Genomic DNA, 19,426 nt, shown 5'->3' with positions numbered 1-19,426 from the left:
TATGTTGCAAGCTGTTTTTAAGATTTTTTCCTATTTTTACAAGGTTTATACTGCTTTTACTCACTTTCTGCCACAGGCATTCCAAAGCCAGGTGCGCAGAAGCGGCATCCAACTCTGGCACTCCTCCTGTACTCCGGTGCCATCTGTACGCATCAGAACTTCATTTGCCAGGGAAAGACCATGGCTGCCTTTTGGGTAGAGATGGAATTCTGCCGGAACGCCTGCTTTTCCCATAGCTTCCACAAATAAAAGAGAATTTTGGAAAGGCACACTCTGATCTTCAAAGGTATGCCAGATGAAAGCAGGGGGCACATGGATATCCACCTGGTTCTCCAGCGCCATCATTGCTTTCTTTTCCTCGTATTCACTGCCCAGCAGATTATGGATACTTTCCAGGTGTCCGTAATCTTCCCGTGATGTAATGACAGGATAACAGAGGATCAATCCTTTTACTTTTAATATCTCTTTACTGCACCCCACAGCTTCCCGCAGAAAATCCCTGTTCCAAAAGACACCAAAGCTGGCTGCCAGATGTCCTCCCGCAGAAAATCCCATGACAAAGATATTATCGGTATCTACACGCCACGCTTTTGCCTGTTCATGGATCATCTGCACAGAACGTGCCACTTCGGTCAGGGCTGTGGGAAATACACAGGGAGCACAGGAATAACGCAAAACTGCCGCGTGGTATCCCATGCTGTTAAACTGCAGGGCGATCATCTCTGCTTCCCTGTCAGCGGTAAAACGGTACGCACCGCCGGGACAGATTAATATGAAAGGGCGTACCAGATCTTCCGGCTGCTCCTCATAAGCATCCAAAATATAAGTTGTCAAATGTGTCTCTTTTGAAGACCCGGACATTTGAATGGGAATCTTCTCATGTATCATACTCTTATTCTCCTCTTATTCCTTCTCGATTATCTGGCCGTTTCTGTAGGCCTTCAGCAGTTGTTTCAGTTCGTCAATGCTCTCCTGAAGGTGATGTCCGTTGTCTGTATCTCCCACTGTTTTTCGCAGAGAGGTACGTTTTACCAAAATGCTGTCAGAGAGAATATCGCTCTCCCTTGTGATGGCATCCTCTGCTGAAGTAAACGGCTCATGAGCCGCCAGGATCATTCCCCAGGAATTATAGATCAGTGTGTATCCAGCTATTCCTGTCTCTTTCTGATATGCCTTTGAAAATCCCCCGTCAATGACCAGCACCTTGCCGCCGCATTTAATAGGACTTTCCCCTGACGTGTGATGCACAGGTACATGGCCGTTTATAATATGGCAGCAGTCCCCCTCGATCCCGAACTCCCGAAAAATATTATCCACTACGTTCTCATCTTCCAAAAGCCTGTAGTAAGAATTTTTCTTCTCCACATGCGTTTCCTTTTCTGCCAGGAAATACCGTTCAAACGTAGCCATTTTATCCTTACCGAACAGCGGGGAGGCCGGGCTGCTCCAGATAAACCACAGAATATCCCTGCCCCGCTGCTTTTCTTCTTTGTCCAGGGCAAAAAATGCTTTTCTCACATAGGATTCCAGCACATCATAGAGTTCTCTTCCCTTATAGGTCCTGCCATATATTTCAACTTCTTTAAAACTGCCGTCATCGTTGAGAGGTACGCAGCCGTGATAGAGCAGGTTGTTATTATATACCTTGTACAGACTTCCTTTTTTCAGCAGGAGCTGCATATGGCGCTGGAGCTTCTCACAATTGGCAAAAGCAGAGACAAGACGTTCCATGACCTCCTCTTCCTCTTTGGACAGTTCATAGGGATTTTCCGGGTCCACAGTAGGAAACGCATGGTCTAGAAGATTATATTCTTTTCCATACAGGCGTATGGTTCCATCCTCATAATTGATATCATCCAGCAAAGCCCTGTCTGCCATATGGAACTCTTTTCTCCTGATAAGAAGCTGGCCTTCTAATTTAAATTGAATAATAGAAATGGCTTTGTGCATCTTCATATTCAGCACAGTTTCTGCCGGATTGAGTGTATTACCGCCTTTGATCTTAAAGCACTCACAGGGGTCCTCCTGATAATATGTCAGGGCAAAGGTAGCCAATGGCAGCAGATTGATGCCATACCCGTCTTCCAGAAGATCCAGATTCGCGTAGCGGGCACAGATACGGATCACGTTGGCAATGCAGGAGCGCTGTCCTGCCGCTGCTCCCATCCAGACAATGTCATGGTTGCCCCACTGAATATCCAGGGAATGATACTCCTCCAGCTTATCCATAATATGGTGCGGCCCCGGGCCTCTGTCATAAATATCCCCGAGAATATGCAGATGGTCCACAACCAAACGCTGGATCAGCTCTGAAAGGGCTATAATAAACACCTCTGCCCTTCCGATTGCTATGATGGTTTCAATGATCTGCTCATAATAAGCTTCCTTGTCATTAAGTTCTGGTTTCTCAGTGATAAGCTCCTCAATGACATAGGCAAAATCAGGCGGCAGAGCTTTGCGTACTTTGGAACGGGTATATTTGGATGCCACACGTTTACATACCTCAATGAGACGATATAATGTGATCTTATACCAATCCTCCATATTTTCCTCAGTCTTTTTGATCAGCTCCATCTTCTCTTTTGGATAATAAATCAGTGTTGCCAGGGAACGCTTGTCCTGCTCATTGAGTGTATGACCAAATACCTCATTGATCTTCCGTCTCACAGAACCAGAACCATTTTTTAGCACATGGGAAAACGCTTCATATTCCCCGTGGATATCCGTCAGGAAATGTTCGGTTCCCTTGGGCAGATTGAGAATTGACTGCAGATTGATGATCTCCGTAGACGCCTTGGCAATGGTGGGATATAATTCAGAAAGGCGCTCGAGATATTTGTGTTCCAATTTTTCCATTTGATTTCCCCCAATATTTATAGATTAATCCATGCTGCCATTGTAACACATTTTCTTCTCCCAGAAAACAAGAACACTTCCAATCAGTAAAAAAATAATTCCCGCCGGATTTTCTTTCTGCATTTTCACTGCCTCAGGTCCGGGCATTGTATCTGCTTCAGCGTCTTCTTTCAACGGCATGATAAAATCCCATGGCTCCATGTCATTTATATTGCCCGCTGTATCTCTGACAGAAAGAGTAATTCTGTTTTTGCCGCTTTTCAAACATTTGGTGGGAATCCTCAATTTTCCTTCCTCCCACTCATAGAGCACAGGTTCTCCGTTCACCGCGCAGGAAATGATCTGTATGGCATCTGTATTGTCCAGGGTAATCTCCGGGGAAAATCCTGTGCTGTATGTACTCTCCTCCCTGTCGAATAAAAAACTTGTACCCGACTGATTGACGGAAAAGAGAAAACGCTGCTCTGTCTGGTTACCGTATGTGTCAGAAGCCCGGCATATAAGTATATATTCGTCATCTTCTGTCACCGGATCCAGGGTAAGTGACAGGCCATCCCTGTTCTCTTCCTTTTGGAATGAAATATTCCTCTCACCTGTGCGTTTCCCCGTAAGCCGGATCTTCACACTGCTTTTGTCAAGATTTTCATCCTGCACTATAATACATGGCGCCACTCGGCTGTTGTTTGATGAGAGATTTTTCAGATTTGCAAGGGTGACAACAGGGCATCTGCAATCGGGAATCTCTATCTCCGTCATGGAATGCAGGGACGACTGGCCGTTAGTCTTTTGTTTCTTCTCGGATCCATTTTTCCCATTCTCTATATTATACACATCTTTTCCCTTACCTACTTCTGTATCTGATCTACCTCCTTCCGTATCTGGCTTACCTCCTTTCGTATCCGACATACCTTCTTCCGTATCTGGATTACTTTCTTCCGTGTCAGACTTATCCCCTTTCGTGTCAGACTTATCTTCTTCCGTATCTGGCTTACCTCCTTCCGTGTCAGACTTACCTCCTTCTGTATCAGACTTGTTACTTTCCGTATCCGACTTGCCTCCTTCTATTCCCTGTACGCCTTTTTCTGCATCTTTTTCTTCTTCTCCCACCTTATCCAAAGCATCGTTTTCTTTCCCATTTTTATCCGAATGTGTACTATCCGTCTCTTCTTTTGGGACTGTATTTTTTACCCGAATTCTATAACGGACCACCACCTCTGTCTCCCCTTCCTCCAGCGCTTCTATATTTCCATTGCTTCCTGTACAGGCAATGCGTTCATCTTTTATCTGCACAAAGCCGTTGTCAGGCAGGAAAAGTTCCTCTCCTTTCCGCAGTTCCACGATCTGTGTTATCTCCGGCAATTCCTTATCCATATCTCTATGTGCATCTCTATCCGTTTCCGAAGCCAATACAGAAACCGCAGTACATGAATATAATAAAATGACTGCCGCTGCCATAAACATTAAATTTCTCTTCATTCTGTTTCCTCCTTTGTCACTTCATTGATTCTGCTCTTTATTTTTTCACTGTTAAAGCCCGATTTTTCTGCTCCTCTTTGATCCATAAGAGAAAGCAGATGTTCTGCCTTTTGCCAGTTTCCACGTTCCATTGCCTCCATGAGGGCATAGGCGCAATAAGCTTCTGCGTCCCTGGGATAATCCCGTAGATAGTTCTCATACCATTTTTCCGCTTCGCTGTAATTTTTCATCTGTCGGTACATGGCCGCTGCCGAGAGGCGGACTTCCTGTTCCAGGTCCACAGGTATTTTTTCATTCAGGATAAGCTTATAATAGTTTATGCTCTGTACCGAATCATCCAGTTTCTCACAGACCTTTGCCAATTGATACCAGATTTCCATGAGGTATACAGGCGCATATGTCTTTCTTATATTCTCTTTTACATTTATTTCAGCCTGACGAAGAAGATCCCGGGCTTTTTTTGTGCCCTCTTTTTTTGCGTATCCAAGCTCCGTATCGTATGCCTGTACAACATTTGCCAGAAATATCTCTTCCCCGGCCTTTTCCCAGGAAGTACCCTCGCTGTTTTCCAATGCCTTCATGGCCTTCTTTGCCTCTTCCCAGTTTGCTTTTACTGGCATCTCCTCTATGGTGTCCAGGATGATACGGTACATCTCTCCTTTTTCTGTCCCCTCCTGTTCTCTCAGGAAATACCTGCGCGCTTCCCCGTAATCCGCCGTATCCAAAAGACCGGTCCCTTCCCGGATACCCAGCAGTCTCCCCGCGTCAAGCAGCAGCTCCTGCCTCCTGACCTGGGCACCTAACAGCAGCAAAAGCCCCACGGCCAGAAAAATGGAGCCTGCCCGGACACGTTTTCTGTTCTGTGTCCAGTCTTCCAGATTCTGCAGTTCCCTTTTCACTGCGCTGATGTTCCTATACCTTTTCCCCATGGAAGTTTCCATACATTTTTCCGCAATCTGTCTCCACTTTTTATGCAGCTTCGACTTGCCCTCATCCTTCTGCTCCATGTAAAGCAGGATAGCCCCAAGCCCATAAATGTCAGTCCTCTCTTCTGCATTCCCCAGAAACTGTTCCGGCGCGGCAAAACCAGGTGTTCCGTAACCGACCATGCCCCTGCGGTTCTCTGCACTGTGGCTGCTCTCTGCACTATGGCTGTTCTCTACACCGCTGCCCCGTTCTGATAAAAAAGCAATCCCGAAATCAAGAAGCCTCATATCACCTGAAATGTGCACCAGCAGATTGGATGGCTTCATATCCTGGTAAATGATTCCCTTTGCCGGACCATGAAGATATTCCAGCAGACTGCAAATCTGTATAGCCCACTTTATCCTTTTTTTCCAAGGTATTCTTTTTCCGCTTTTCTTTATCTCCTCCAGGGTGAACCCTTCCAGATAGTCCATGACCAGATAGCGGTATCCGTTCTCCTCCAGTACATCCGTGATCCTGGGAAGTGCCGGGTGCTCCAGATGCCGCATGATCTCCGCTTCCCTGCTGCTGCCGTCAGGAATTTTTTTCACAGCCCAATATTTTCTAAGCTTCATGTCAAAGGCCAGGTATACCTTTCCCTGTCCGCCTTTTCCCAGGACTTTTTCCAGACGGTAACGGCCTCCGAGAAGACACTTTTCCTCATACATGAACAGCATCACCTCTTAAATGGTTATCATATTTACAATATTTTCAAAAATGGAATGTTCGGCAGATATGCCAAGAATTTCCCGTAACTGTAAAGAAACTGCACAGTTACAGAGATCAAATATATATTGGGGGGTTCCGCCGTATGCAGCGGAACCGTCCACATAATGTCAGTTTACATTCTCTCAGGTGCTTCAAATCCCAGCAGATCAATGCATGTCTCCAGTACATCTCTTGCCAGAACCAGCAGGCGGATCCATGAAGTTTTCTGTGCCTCATTCTCCTCACTGAGAATCTTTGTTTCATGATAAAAGCTGTTGAAAGCATTTGCCAGGTCATAGATATAGGAGCATATCTTATGGGGCGCTTTCTCCTCAAAAGCAGGCGCGATCACGGAATTGAATCTGGAAAGCTCCAGCATCAATGCCTTCTCGCTGGCATTTGCCGGCTGAAGCATTGTACCTTCTTCTGGGTTCCTGCCCTCCTCCCGGTAGCGCTCCAGGATGGATTTGATACGCACGATGGTATACAGGATATATGGTCCCGTATTGCCCTCAAAGGATGTAAAACGTTCTACGTCAAACACATAATCCTTGGAAGCCTGATTCGACAGATCTCCATATTTGATTGCGGAAAGCCCTACCATCTCGGCTGTCTTTTTCGCGTCATCACCTTTTACACTGCGGTTCTCAACGATTTTCTTATACATTTCCTCATTGATTTCACTTATGAGGCGTTCCAGACGCATGACTCCGCCTTCTCTTGTCTTGAAAGGCTTGCCGTCCTTGCCGTTCATGGTTCCGAATCCCACAAACGCAAGTTCTGTCTTCTCATCTGTCAGTTTTGCCTTCTTCGCACAGCGGAATACCTGGATAAAATGCAGTTCCTGACGCTTGTCCACCACATAGATCATCTCATCCGGGTGATAATCCTCCATACGCTGGACAATGGTAGCCAGATCCGTAGTGTTATAAAGAGATGCGCCGTCTGATTTGAGGATCATACAGGGCGGTATCTCCTTTGCATCGGACTCCTCTTTTACATCTACCACAAGTGCTCCCTGATCCAGATATGCATATCCATTGTCTTTCAGATATGCCACCATATCCGGTATATACGGGTCTGCATCCGCTTCCCCTTTCCAAAGGTCAAAGTCCACATGCAGTTTCTCATAATTCTTTTTCAGGTCAGCAACAGACACTTCCATAATATGTTTCCAGAGAGCGCGGTATCCCCTTCTGCCCTGCTGAAGTTCTAATGTAGCCTCCAGAGCCTCATTTTTATAATTCTCATCTTCTTTTGATCTACCGCTGGCTGTGGGATAAATTTCCTCCAGCTCGCTGACAGTAAACGGTGCCTCTGCCGGATATTCCCCTTCATAAGACTCATCAAAATACACAAGCTCCGGAGAACGTTTTTTTAACTCTGTGATGATCAGACCCATCTGCAGGCCCCAGTCACCCAGATGCACATCACCAATTACTCTGTGTCCCAGGAAACGGCCCATCCGTTTTAAGCTCTCACCAATGATTGCTGAACGTAGATGTCCCACATGCAGCGGTTTTGCCACATTCGGTCCGCCATAATCAATAATAATAGTCTTGGGAGACTTTGCTTTTTCAATGGAAAGGTTCTCGTCCGCCTGCATATCGTTCAGATAAGATGCCAGAAACACAGGGTTCAGCTTCAGATTGATAAATCCCGGATTCACGGCCTCTGCCTGGCTGAACATTTCACTCTCTTTTATTTTCTCAACCACATCGTTTGCAATCATGATAGGTGCTTTCTTATATGTCTTGGCTGCTGCCATGGCTCCGTTGCACTGATACTCGCATAGATCCGGACGGTTGGATACATTCACACGGGCAAATTTTTCGTCATATCCGGAAGCTGTGAATGCGTCTTTGATGACTGCTTCCATGCATTCGATGATTTTCTTCATAACTGTTCACTACTCCACTTCTACTTTTTTAGAAACTGCCACGGCCAGAGCACCCTGTCCAATGTGACAGGCAACACTCAGGGACAGAGGGTCCATATGCACTTCCATGCCGAAATGCTTTTCAAGCTCCGCTTTCCATTCGAGAGCTTCCTCTTCATTGCCGGTATAGGCCGCCTCCAGACACATGAGGCCTTTTTTCTTATGGTCCTTAAACCGGCTCTTCAGATCTTCCTCCATGGCTTTGACCATCACACGCTTTGCCTGCTTTTTACCCCTGGCTTTTGAAAAAGCATCCAGCTTCTCCCCCTGGATCTGCAGGACCGGCTTTAAATTCAGCACAGTGCCCAGTGCAGCAGCCGCAGGTGTGATCCTGCCGCCTTTTTTTAAATACTTCAGTGTCTCCAGAGTGATATAGATACTGGACTCTCCTTTTTCGGCTTCCAGAATTTCCTTGATCTCAACTGCATTTTTCCCAGCCTCTGCAAGCGCAAGCGCGTCCAGCACGGATTGTCTCTGGGTAACAGAAATCCTTTGGTTATCCACCACCTGTACACGTCCCTTATATTCTCTGGCCAGCACAAATGCTGTCTGGCAGGAATTGCTGAGACCGCTGGACATGGGGATGTGTACAATCTCATCATGGTCCGTGAGCAGCCGCTCCCAGGTCTCCAGAACATCAGCGGGAGACGGCTGGGATGTGGAAATATCCGCGTCCTGAGCCAGCCGCTCATAAAAATCCTCCTGGCTGAGAGTGATCCCCTCCAGGAAAAGCTGTTCATTAATATAAAAAGGCATCGGAAGAACTGTAATTCCCAGCTCCCCGGCGTACTGCTGGGTAATGCCGCTGTTACTGTCCGTCACAACTGCAATCTTCTTTTTTTCCATTGCTTCTTTGACTCCTTTTCCCCATTTTGGGTTACTATTTTTAATAATATCATAGACCGGAGTTAAATACAATGTCTCCTCCGGGAAAATTTTGACGAAAAAATCACTGCATGTTATAATAGATTTCAGATAAAATACTGATAAGGAGGATCATCATGTCATTTCAAACAGAATCATATGCCAACACAGCAAAAACTATCATAACAAATCTGGAAAAAAGGAATATGAAAGGGTATTACTGTAAAAATGCCCGGGAAGCCAGAGAACTCATCTGTCAGCTTATTCCCCACAGCTCTACCGTAACCTGGGGCGGTTCAGAAACACTGGTGGAGACAGGTGTGATGGATGTTTTGAAACAGGAAGACTACATACTGCTTGACCGAAAGAACGCCAAAACACCTGAAGAGGCCAGGGCGCTCTATGGAAAGATCGTGACCGCGGATTATTTTCTCACCGGCACCAATGCCATCACTCTGGACGGCGAACTGATCAATGTGGACGGTATGGGAAACCGCGTAGCCTGTCTGATCACAGGTCCCCAGCATGTGATCGTAGTTGCGGGAATGAATAAAGTGTCCGTCTCAGAAGAGGACGGGATCCGACGAGTCCGCAATATAGCAGCACCGCCCAACAGTATCCGTGTAGGGGCAAACACACCGTGTTCTAAGACAGGTGTCTGTGGGGACTGCCAAAGCCCTGACTGTATCTGCTGTCAAACGGTTATCACAAGACGTTCCCGTGTAAAGGACAGGATCACAGTCATTCTCATTGGCGAATCTTACGGTTTCTGATTGATGAATTTCACATTTTCTAATTAGTAAATCTTACTTTTTTTAATTTAGTAAATATTGCATTTTTTGATTAGTAAATTCCACATTTTCTGACAAAGAAATCCGGCTGCTCATACAGATAAGCTGCCGGATTTCTTATATTTTCTTACATTCTTCTCAGTGCTTCTATCGGACTTAGATTTGCCGCTTTTATAGATGGCAGTAAACCAAATACCAGACCGATGATCATGGAAAACACCACTGCTGCTGCTGCTGCCGGGATGCTGATGACCATAGGTGTCTGGGATATTCTGGATATCACTTTTGACAGGATAAAACCTGCTGCCACACCTAAAACGCCGCCTACGCTGGTAAGCACTGCTGCTTCGGTCAAGAACTGACCCAAGATTCTGCGCTTATTGGCACCGATGGCTTTTTTCAGGCCGATTTCACCGGTACGTTCCGTTACAGACACCAACATAATATTCATAACACCAATACCGCCCACTAAAAGGGAAATACTGGCGATCCAGATAAGCTGCCGGTTGGTATTCTCACTGATCTGCTGAAGCCCCTTTGCCTTCTCCATAATATCCTCTGCCTTATATTTGATAGAGTCTGATGAAGATGTTATGGATGTATTCAGGATTTCTGCGGTCTTCTTGCCTGCTTTGCTCATGGCCTCCGGACTGGCTGCCCGGATGACTGCCTGCTGTGGTTCATCGTATTGATACACAATGGGCCACGCTGTATCCGGCATCAGGATCATCCCGCTGTCATTGCTGTAGTACGTATAATAGTCTTCTATACTGTTAATGACCGGCTCATATTCATCTGATTTTTTTATGATCCCCACAACGGTAAAAGGTTCCCCTTTTATCTCTATGGTTTTGCCGATTTCCCTTCCTTTTTCAAAAAAATTGTTGGAAGCGGTCTCATCCAGCAGAATCACTTTGCGGAAATTGGAAAAATCTTTTTGGGAAAATCCCCGCCCACGGACGATCTGATATCCGCAGGTGTCTAAATAATCCTTGTCCACTCCAAGTACCTTGCCGCCGTCCATGCTTTGATTTTGATAATAAATACTGTCCGCATACTGGCGCAGTCTGTAGAGTGACGCATTTTCTACATGATCCAGAGCCAGGATCTGCTGTTTCTGCTCTTCTGTGATAACCGGCACTCCCTGGGGTATCCCCTGATATTCCATCTGATAAATGTTGCTGCCCTCATTCAGGGTGATATCCACAACATTATCACCTTCACCAATCAGGTTCTTTTTAATCTGCTCACTGGTTCCCTTGATCGTGGACACAATGGAAATCAGAGATGCAATCCCAATGATTATGCCCAGCATAGTGAGAAAAGAGCGCATCTTGTGAGCCCAGAGTCCCTGGAAGGACAATCTAATATTTTCTACCATGTTCTATCCTCTCTCCTCCGGTAGTTCATAAAATCTTCCTCTTTCATAATGAACTACTAGTACATGCTGTAAAGGTCTTCTATAGCTGCACGTCTAACCTTGACACCTTCTTTTACCTTCTTGCCATATGGAAAAGCGATATGGTCCTCCTCCGTAAGGCCATTTTTAATCTCCAGCATACTGCCGTAGAAATTTTTTCCCACCTGAACGTTTCGTCTTTCCAGCCTATGGTCCTTGCCCTCCACATAGACAAAGTCTTTGCCGTCTTTATTCCTCACATATTCCTTGCTGATATAAAGACCTGCGGGATTCTCTGTCTCTGAGGGAAGATCCAGGCTGACGCCCTCCATATTTTTAAGTCCGTCACTGTTTTTAATATACGCAGTGAAGGGATAATAGGACACCTCACGGCCGTAGCCATACATGTTATTGGAGGACGGAAAATTAGATATTTCTTTCACTTCCGCCTCGATGGGAAGCCCTGATTCATATGAGAATCCGGTCAGAACTGAGCCTGGCTGGAGCTGCTGAAGCTGATACTCATCTGCCAGACCTTTCACATAACTGCCTTCAGAACTCTCCACAACCAGAAATGCCTCCCCGTCCACTTCACCTTTTCCGGGATCCCCCACTTTTTTAACAACACCATTCAGAATAGATTCTACTGTCTGATTTTCCAGCTTTTTCTCTACATTCTGTATTTTCAGGCTGCTGCCCCGAATATCCAGTTCTGCAGTCTTTATCTCTTTCTTCTTTTCAGTGATTGCTTTGTTCAGTTCATCTTGTGTGTAGCCATCTATGATATCATCCTGAGGGATCTCCTCCATGAAATCCCAGTCATCAGGGAACTCTTCCCCGTCATCACCATCCGGATTTTCCTCGTCTGGAATTTGAGGCTCTTCCTCTGTATAAGTTCCCAGGTGAGTCAGATACCATTTCTCCGGTGCTGCCAACTGGGTTATCTTACTTCCGTCAAGACAAAGCGCTGCTATGAGAAATCCATCCTTGTCATCCTTGTCTCTGACTTCCAGGATACAATATACCGGCTCTTTTTCTTTGGTATTAGAAGTTCCGTAACCTGCTATCTGATTCAAAAAGGCTCCCTGTATCTTTACGTCTTTTTTACAAAGATAGTAATACGGGTCTTCCTTTGTACCTGTTCCTTTATAGGGAATGGCATTTTCTATTTTCTGGCCGGGTATTGTTTCAAGAGTAATGTCTCCGTAAAGTTTATCGTATACCATAGATGGCACTGGTTTGCTCGGTTTCTGGAGGTCACCCGGGTTGTCTGGATTATCTGGATTATCTGGGGTTCCAGGATTTTCCGGTTCTTCTGGATTTTCTGGGGTTCCCGGATTTTCCGGTTCTTCCGGATTTTCTGGGGTTCCAGGATTTTCCGGTTCTTCCGGATTTTCTGGGGTTCCAGGATTTTCCGGATCATCTGGGGTGCCCGGATTATCTGGATTATCTGTATTTCCCGGATCATCCAAATTGCCCGAATTTCCCTGTTCACCGGAATCCGCTGTTCTTCCCGCATTTTGAGAAGTCGCCATTTTGCTAAACGACGCTTCCCATCGTCCGCCTGTTCCTGTATTTGTCTCTTTTAAACCAAGAGGAAGTATTCCCGCTTTGCTGCCGGCTCCAACTATATTACCGCCGGAGCCCTCACCGCCTGCCTCTGACTTCTGGCTGTCAGGGATTATGTTGGCATTTTTCAGTTTCTCCAATTCTTTTTCCAGCCCCTTTTTCTTGACCAGAAGCTGTTCTTTGTTTATCTTTTCCATTTCCAGATCAATGTTGACCAAAGTCATATCATATGAGAGAAGAGGGGTTCCTTCAACCACTTCCTGCCCTTCCTGAACATAGACCTGATCCACGATCTGTTTGTCCATCAGATGGACCTCCTGTGTCACACTGGAGGATATGGTCCCGTCAATGCTGGTACTCATTCCCCATATCTGCTGCTTTAGATCAGCCACGGGATAGACGTCCACTTTGGTCTGATCCATCTTTTTTACGCCATACCAGATTCCTGTGCCTGCCAGCGCTGCCACGCCTACACAGATGACGGCAATAATTATTTTTTTATTTCTCGCCTTCATTTGAATCCTCCCCTCTACTGCGCCTCACCTTCCGGACCGGGTGCTGTCTCCCCATCCGTACCTGCTGCACCGGCCTCACCTTCCGGAGCACCGGCTTCTCCTTCCGGGGCACTTCCTTCAAAGTCAGCACCTCCCGCTTCCCCTTCTGCGGGAAGTACATCTGCCCCGTCTCCTGCCTGTGGAAGGGCTTCAGAACCCTCAGGTATCTCTCCCTCTGCAGGCATTGTTGTCTGATCGTTCATTGGAATTTCTTCGTGTGTTGTCTTCATTCCTTCTTTTAAGAATTCCTGAGGAAACGCAATATAGTCATTTACCTTCAGGCCGCTTTTGATCTGATACTGGAACAGATTCTCGTCGTGTTCACCAAGAGTTACCTGGCGTTTTTCAAGCTTTCCGTCTTTATTTTCCACCCAGATACAAGGCTGCTCGTCCAAATCCATGATAAATCCTTCATCCAGCCATATGCCTTCTCTTTTCTCCATTCCCGTATCATTTTCTATATATACGTGCTGACCTAACATAAGACCGTCAGAGGAGTCCAGGTTTATATAAAAGGGATAGGAGGAGGACATCATCTCACCGCTGTCACTGCTGCCTCCGTACATCATGTTATTGTTGTTTCCCTCTCTGTTTTCCGTATCAACAGCTGTAAAGGTTCCGCTCCACGTCTTGCTCTCATCAACTCTGGAACGGATAACTGCCTTTGTACCTTCCTGAACAGCTCCTATATTCTGTTCGTTTACTTTCCCCTTCACCCTGTATACACCTGTTGCCAGGATTGTCATAAATGCCTGTGGATTGCCGCTGTAAGCATCTGTCTCATTGCCTTCATTAATGCTTTTCACAACACCCTGCAGTTCACTGGTGACAGTGGAATTGGCTATTTTTTCATGTATCTGTGATATTTCAACCTCTTTGCCTTTACGCTCGTATTCACTTTTTTTCAAATCCATCTGTGCTGTCTGGATTTGGGTTGTATAGGAAAACTGGTCATCCTCAGAAGCGGATTTCTTTTCTTTTTCCAATTGTGCGATCTGACTGCGCAGGTTTTCCATGTCCGTATCCGCCCGTTCCAGATCCAACTGTGCCTGCTGCAGATCTGCTTCCAGACTCTCTGTGTCATAGATAAAAAGGGCTGTTCCCACCTCAACCTCGCTGCCCACTTCCACAAGGATCTCTTTTACTTCTCTTTCCGCATTCTTTTGGATCTCCCATGTCTTCTGCGGTTCCACCACGCCAGCCATCCGCTGAACCTGAGAAGACGGGTCCATAGAAGAGACACTGGTCACATAAGCCAGTTCTGTACTTTTGTCCTCTCCCTTTCCCCGCTGCATGTAAATCCCCGTACCGATCACACCTGCCAGCAGAACAACGCCTGCTCCGATGAGAATTTTATTTTTTTTATTCATACATTTCCCCCTGATTCTTTTATTTGTAAGTGTTCAGTCTCCTTACATTAATGAGAAAAATCCATACAGAATCGCCTTCGACAATGAAATCATTGCCTGAAAACAACTTTACACAAAGTATAACAGATTTTAAAGATTCTGTCTTTTAACTTTTTATAACCTTTTGAAATCTTTATGTAATCATTTGTGTTTTGATTTCGTATATAATATAAAGTCGTCTTTTTGTCGTATTTCGTCGAATCATATCTTTATTTAACGAAATATATCTATTTTTATCTAATCAGATATTTTTATGACTTTTTAAGTTATTCTTATTATTAATAAAATAATACAAATGAAGGGGGTATTTTATGAACGTGGAAAGTCTTGTTCACCGTCTTGGTATCTGCTCCATATATCGGGGCTATTCTTTCCTTATTTATGCAGTTGAACTGGCAGTTAGAAATGAAGAATATCTGCTGTACATAACCAAAGAATTATATCCGGATGTCGCGAAACATTTCCATTCCACCAGCACAAGGATCGAACGGTCACTTCGTACGGTTATCACCACATGCTGGAATGAAGGCAACCGAACGCTGCTGGACCGCATTGCCGGATATGAACTGCAGCGCAAGCCTACCACCGGAGAATTTATTTCCATGCTCGCTTATTATGTGAGAAATCATAAAGATGAGGAATAAAAATTTCCTTTATATTGAAAGGGCATCTACAGCTTCTGCGTAGATGCCCTTTCAATATAGCAAATAATCTCTATATTAAATAATCTTTTTAATATACTATTTCAAAGATTATTTCCCAACAGTTTTCCTGTTAATTCCTCAAAAGAAATTTCATTTGTTGTTTCTAAAAGTTCAATATCATCTTTTCTAAAGCTGTCCGCCCCTTTATAAGCACCGCATATGCCACACGCCATTGCAGCAATCGTATCCGTATCACCGCCTATATTTGCCGCGTATTCAGCGCATACTATAGGATCTCCCTTTGACATATAAAATAAAGCTGCCGCTGCCGGTATACTTTCCGCAGATGAAATCCCTGTCCCAACATAATCATAAATATTTTTAAGTGCTTTCCTGGTATCTTGTTCTGCAAAATATCTGGCCAGCCTCATACGGCAGGCTACAGACGGCGAACAACTGGATTCTCCGTACTTGCTTCCTCTTTCTGCCATAACTATCATATATTCATAAATCTTCAGTAAATCTCTCTCCCCATGAACAGCCGCTGCTGCACCTGCCGCGATTGCACATGCTGCACTTATGGCGCAAGAGGTATAATGGGTTGGTCTGCATAATTCGATAACCTCACAAAGCAGATTGTCAGAATTTATTTCTTTTTCTTGACTGCTTCCGGCAAGCAGTCCTATCGGAATAATTTTCATAGCCGCCCCATTGGTAGTTCCTGTACTTCCGGCTTTTTCAATTGGCACACCGGCCTCGATCAATTCCAGTGCCTTAGCGGTACTTGGACCTACAACTGTTATACTTTTCTCTGAATGTTTTATCCAGTACCTCAATTTTTTTATAAATATCTGTGCGTCTGCCCGTCCCCCGTTTTCACTGAGCATCTCTGCAACCAGAATACTGTTTATCGTATCATCTGTCACTTCAGCTTTTGCAAATCCGGCGGATATTTTATTATCAGGATGACCGGGCAAAAAAGAGTTGATATATCCCATTTTCTTCTGTATCATTTCCGGGCTCCACATTTCTGCCGGCATTCCGAAAGCATCCCCATAAGCAATTCCAATGAAAGCACCTTTTACCTGATTAATTTTTTCTTTCATGTACAGGCCCTCATTTCCACACAAACTTTTGGGCAGTTTTAAGATCCGGTGAAAAACGGGCTCCTATTCCGGTACACGTATAGCCTGCGCACATAGTCGCGAATTTCATAGAGTCCTCTATGGGCATACCATTCAGACAATGCTGATAAATAAAGGAACCCATATATGAATCTCCGGCACCTGTAGAATCCACCACTTCCAGATCACAACTCTTAACCATATATTTCCGGTCCTGCTCATCATACGCTACTGATCCTTCTTTTCCGAGGGTAAACAATAATGTGCCCTTGCAATATTGACGGAAATATCTCATGCAGGCGTCTAAGTCCGTCGTTCCTGTGAGTTCATACATGCCGCCTCGACATGGTGCAAAAATATCCGTGAACCTAAGTGCTGATAATATCTCCTCTTTTGACACATTCAATCCCTGCATGGTTCCAAGTCCCACCTGCATGTTAAAGACCGTCTTTACCCCCGCTTCCTTTGCCTTTTTTAGTCCAGTTCTGGCAGGCTCTTTTGGCAGTAAATCTGTATAGAACACCTTCGCTGATGCAATAGCTGAAAAATCCAGTTCTTCGCCTCTCAGACTGTCAAAGGCATCCCCCATATTAAGCATTATAAATTTTCTGCCCTCCTCATCAATGACAATTTCTGTATGCAGAGTTATCATTCCCGGTCTTACCATCATACTTTTTGTATCTACCTTCTCGTCCTGAAGACTTTTTAACACATCCTTACCAAGAGCATCATCCCCTACAGCCCCCATATACCCGCATTTTGCAGAAAGCCTTGCCAGCTGTACGATTACATTTGTACCGCTTCCTCCAGGCTGTCTGTCATTACTTTTTACAATACAGAACCCATCCTCTGAAGGCAGGTTATCAACCTTCATTAAAACATCCATAGCCAATGTACCTAAACCATATACATCCATGTGCCTTCTCCTTTCTTCAAAATCAGGCAGAACAAAATGTTCTGCCTGATCTCCCCCTGTTAACAGCCTGATATTACAATTTTACTATATTTGTCATGCGTTCCATTCTGCATGGACACGCCTACAGCGCCGTAAAGATACGGTTTTTCTTCATCTACAGCATCCAGATGGCAGCCTTCAATTTCAGCGCATATTCTGTTGCCTCTGACCTGAACGTCAACACAGTATTCTTTCCCGCAGCTCCAGTCAAATGAAGTTTCTGCCAGAATCCGGTATCCGTTATCATTTTTCAAAATTGCTGCCTTTCCATCAGGAAGAAGTCCCACTGCATATGAGCGGATAGCTCCCTGCACTCTCACATTTACCATATGATTTTTTCCTGTCAGCGGTGTAAAAAAGAATTTTGCCCTGTAATCTTCCCAGTCATATCTACCTGTATAGGCCTCAGCAAAATCTGAACAGGACAGATGCATTTCCCCGTCACTCAGATACATAAGACCTTTCAATTTTGTAAACTGGCTGATTTCCTTATGAAGACCGGTCCACTGTTCTTCTGTTTCCTTCGCAAACTCAATAGCGTAGTCAGCCTTTCCATCCGCATATAAATCATCTATGAGTCCCACAAAATCAAACACCTGTGTGTGAGTACCCTGAACATGGAAACACAGGCCAATCTCATCGATCAGCGCTCCTTCCAATCCCGGAACTGCAAATTCCAATTCTTTCCACTGGCCTTTACAAAGGATTTCTCTGCTTCCCTCATAGACTTTATCTGCCCGGCTGTCTCTTGCATAGAGACTTACCAGAGCATCCTCTCCGTATTCCGGAATCATTGCGCTTCCATGAAGGGTCTGTCCGGGATATACAAGCGGTGAAAAACACGGATCATATCTGCTGTCATGAAAATCCCTTGGTCTGTAATGTGTCTTTTTATATACAAACACATTTTCTCCCGGCTCCACGGGTTTTGCCACAAATTTCAGGGAACGTGTTCCTGTAAATGCTGATTCATCTGTATTAATCACTGCACACTCACGGTCTTTTCTTGCCCGTTTATCCAGTCCATCCACACGAACACGCATAGCATGAGTAGAACCCGGATACTCAAAATGACAGCTGTCAATCCCATTCTGTATGATGGTGTTCCATGGTTCCGGCATTTTTTCTCCCACCACAGCATATGCCAGTTTTGCGATATAAGACGCGCCGTAAGGGATATCCATAATATTCATGGATCCCATAACGCTGGAGCAGGCCAGGAAATCATTGATCGGTTTTCTCCATTTTTCGTAGTCAATGCCGTCCAGTCCGTTTCTCACGCCCATGATTGTAGCTACATTGCCCACGTTGCAGTCTGTATCCCAGCCGCACATATTGCAGATATTCAGTGTATTTGAGAAATCTCCTTCTCCGTATAACAGTGCCAAAATCATTACCGCGATATTAGGGATAATGTGACAATTACCAGGATATTTGTCATAGCCATAATTGTCAAATATGTATTGGAAACAGGTTCTCCAGTCGCCGGGGTTTTCATCGTAGTATACCATTACTGCCCGCACCACTTTTGCATATTCACATTCCCTTGGAATATAGGAAAGTCCCTTTTCAATGATCTTCCTGATATCTTTCTCCACAAAGGCATAACTGATGCACACAGCAACAAAGATACCGCCGTAAATGCCGTTTCCATCATGAGTCACACTGGCTGCCTCTTTTGCATATTTAGCTGCCAGATCAGGATTTCCTGGTGTCACAAGTCCCCATGTATCAATAAATATCTGTCCGCCTATCTGCTCTGCCGTTGTACTTCCATTCTGTTCAATACTTCCGCTTCTCGGAGCAGGGATTCCGTTTTTCAGATTTAAATACGCGGTATGCTCTGTGGATATTCCATAGCCTCCCCACCAGAAAAATCCATGCTCAAACGGTGCGTAATTCAGGAGTGCCTCAGCTACATCCTGTGCCTGCAGCTCATAATCATGGTGCCCGTCTTCCAATGCCCTCAGGAAAAACAGAGGGCCGTTGCTGTCATCATCAGCGGCAAATTCGTGATAGTCTACAGGGTAATGGTCTAATTCACCGTAGATATTTTTAATTTTTTCATAGGTCCAGCCCTCTACAGGGGCACCCAGGCGGATACCGATGATCTTGGCAAGCCATCCTGCATAAATACCTTCAATAAACTCTGTTTTCATACTCAACCTCCCA

The 19,426-nt window shown here is 45.1% G+C and carries 14 protein-coding genes; 2 read left to right on the top strand and 12 right to left on the bottom strand.

Annotation, left to right across the window (positions count from 1 at the left end):
- Positions 1-60: 60 nt before the first annotated feature.
- The 6 genes from BLCOC_RS12180 to BLCOC_RS12155 form a co-directional block, all read right to left on the bottom strand.
- Positions 61-888: an alpha/beta hydrolase gene (locus tag BLCOC_RS12180; RefSeq protein ID WP_115622321.1), complete on the bottom strand. Its 828-nt coding sequence runs from the start codon at positions 886-888 to the stop codon at positions 61-63.
- A gap of 15 nt (positions 889-903) precedes the next feature.
- On the bottom strand, positions 904-2,856 hold the full coding sequence (locus BLCOC_RS12175) for a fructose-bisphosphatase class III (RefSeq protein ID WP_018596184.1): 1,953 nt from the start codon (positions 2,854-2,856) through the stop codon (positions 904-906).
- A gap of 24 nt (positions 2,857-2,880) precedes the next feature.
- On the bottom strand, positions 2,881-4,332 hold the full coding sequence (locus BLCOC_RS12170; protein WP_115622320.1) for a hypothetical protein: 1,452 nt from the start codon (positions 4,330-4,332) through the stop codon (positions 2,881-2,883).
- Complete coding sequence (locus BLCOC_RS12165; RefSeq protein WP_165907253.1) at positions 4,329-5,966, bottom strand: serine/threonine-protein kinase; 1,638 nt, start codon at positions 5,964-5,966, stop codon at positions 4,329-4,331. Before BLCOC_RS12165 ends, BLCOC_RS12170 begins: the two co-directional genes overlap by 4 nt.
- Before the next feature lie 173 nt (positions 5,967-6,139).
- Complete coding sequence (gene argS / locus BLCOC_RS12160; protein WP_115622318.1) at positions 6,140-7,906, bottom strand: arginine--tRNA ligase; 1,767 nt, start codon at positions 7,904-7,906, stop codon at positions 6,140-6,142.
- 9 nt (positions 7,907-7,915) lie between these two features.
- Entirely contained in the window at positions 7,916-8,791 is an 876-nt protein-coding gene (locus tag BLCOC_RS12155) for a DegV family protein (RefSeq protein WP_026255570.1), read from the bottom strand.
- A 155-nt stretch (positions 8,792-8,946) separates the two neighbouring features.
- Here BLCOC_RS12155 and BLCOC_RS12150 point away from each other — a divergent pair, with 155 nt between their 5' ends.
- Positions 8,947-9,582 carry a lactate utilization protein gene (locus tag BLCOC_RS12150; protein ID WP_029469383.1) on the top strand — a complete coding sequence of 212 codons (636 nt, stop codon included), beginning with the start codon at positions 8,947-8,949 and terminating at the stop codon, positions 9,580-9,582.
- Positions 9,583-9,727: 145 nt separating this feature from the next.
- Here the strand turns inward: BLCOC_RS12150 and BLCOC_RS12145 are convergent, their stop codons facing one another.
- From BLCOC_RS12145 to BLCOC_RS12135, 3 genes are read right to left on the bottom strand one after another with little or no spacing between them, the layout of a single operon-like run.
- Entirely contained in the window at positions 9,728-10,981 is a 1,254-nt protein-coding gene (locus BLCOC_RS12145; protein ID WP_029469384.1) for an ABC transporter permease, read from the bottom strand.
- Between the two features lie 56 nt (positions 10,982-11,037).
- Complete coding sequence (locus BLCOC_RS12140) at positions 11,038-13,083, bottom strand: efflux RND transporter periplasmic adaptor subunit (protein ID WP_115622317.1); 2,046 nt, start codon at positions 13,081-13,083, stop codon at positions 11,038-11,040.
- A gap of 14 nt (positions 13,084-13,097) precedes the next feature.
- Positions 13,098-14,492 (bottom strand): efflux RND transporter periplasmic adaptor subunit, encoded by a 1,395-nt coding sequence (locus BLCOC_RS12135; RefSeq protein WP_115622316.1) that lies wholly within the window; start codon positions 14,490-14,492, stop codon positions 13,098-13,100.
- Between the two features lie 350 nt (positions 14,493-14,842).
- On the opposite strand from BLCOC_RS12135, the gene BLCOC_RS12130 reads away from it, so the two are divergent.
- Positions 14,843-15,175: a sporulation initiation factor Spo0A C-terminal domain-containing protein gene (locus BLCOC_RS12130; RefSeq protein ID WP_018596174.1), complete on the top strand. Its 333-nt coding sequence runs from the start codon at positions 14,843-14,845 to the stop codon at positions 15,173-15,175.
- A 101-nt stretch (positions 15,176-15,276) separates the two neighbouring features.
- Here the strand turns inward: BLCOC_RS12130 and BLCOC_RS12125 are convergent, their stop codons facing one another.
- The 3 genes from BLCOC_RS12125 to BLCOC_RS12115 are packed head-to-tail and all read right to left on the bottom strand — an operon-like array spanning position 15,277 to position 19,413.
- Entirely contained in the window at positions 15,277-16,281 is a 1,005-nt protein-coding gene (locus BLCOC_RS12125; protein ID WP_115622315.1) for an ADP-ribosylglycohydrolase family protein, read from the bottom strand.
- A 10-nt stretch (positions 16,282-16,291) separates the two neighbouring features.
- Complete coding sequence (locus tag BLCOC_RS12120) at positions 16,292-17,215, bottom strand: carbohydrate kinase family protein (protein WP_115622314.1); 924 nt, start codon at positions 17,213-17,215, stop codon at positions 16,292-16,294.
- Between the two features lie 59 nt (positions 17,216-17,274).
- Positions 17,275-19,413, bottom strand: coding sequence for an ADP-ribosylglycohydrolase family protein (locus BLCOC_RS12115; RefSeq protein WP_115622313.1), 2,139 nt, complete (start codon positions 19,411-19,413; stop codon positions 17,275-17,277).
- Positions 19,414-19,426 lie beyond the last annotated feature (13 nt).

The sequence above is a fragment of the Blautia coccoides genome (assembly GCF_034355335.1).
In the GTDB taxonomy this organism is placed as follows: Bacteria; Bacillota; Clostridia; order Lachnospirales; family Lachnospiraceae; genus Blautia; species Blautia producta.
Note: the sequence above shows the minus strand (reverse complement) of the source record. Positions and strands in the feature narration are given on the sequence as shown.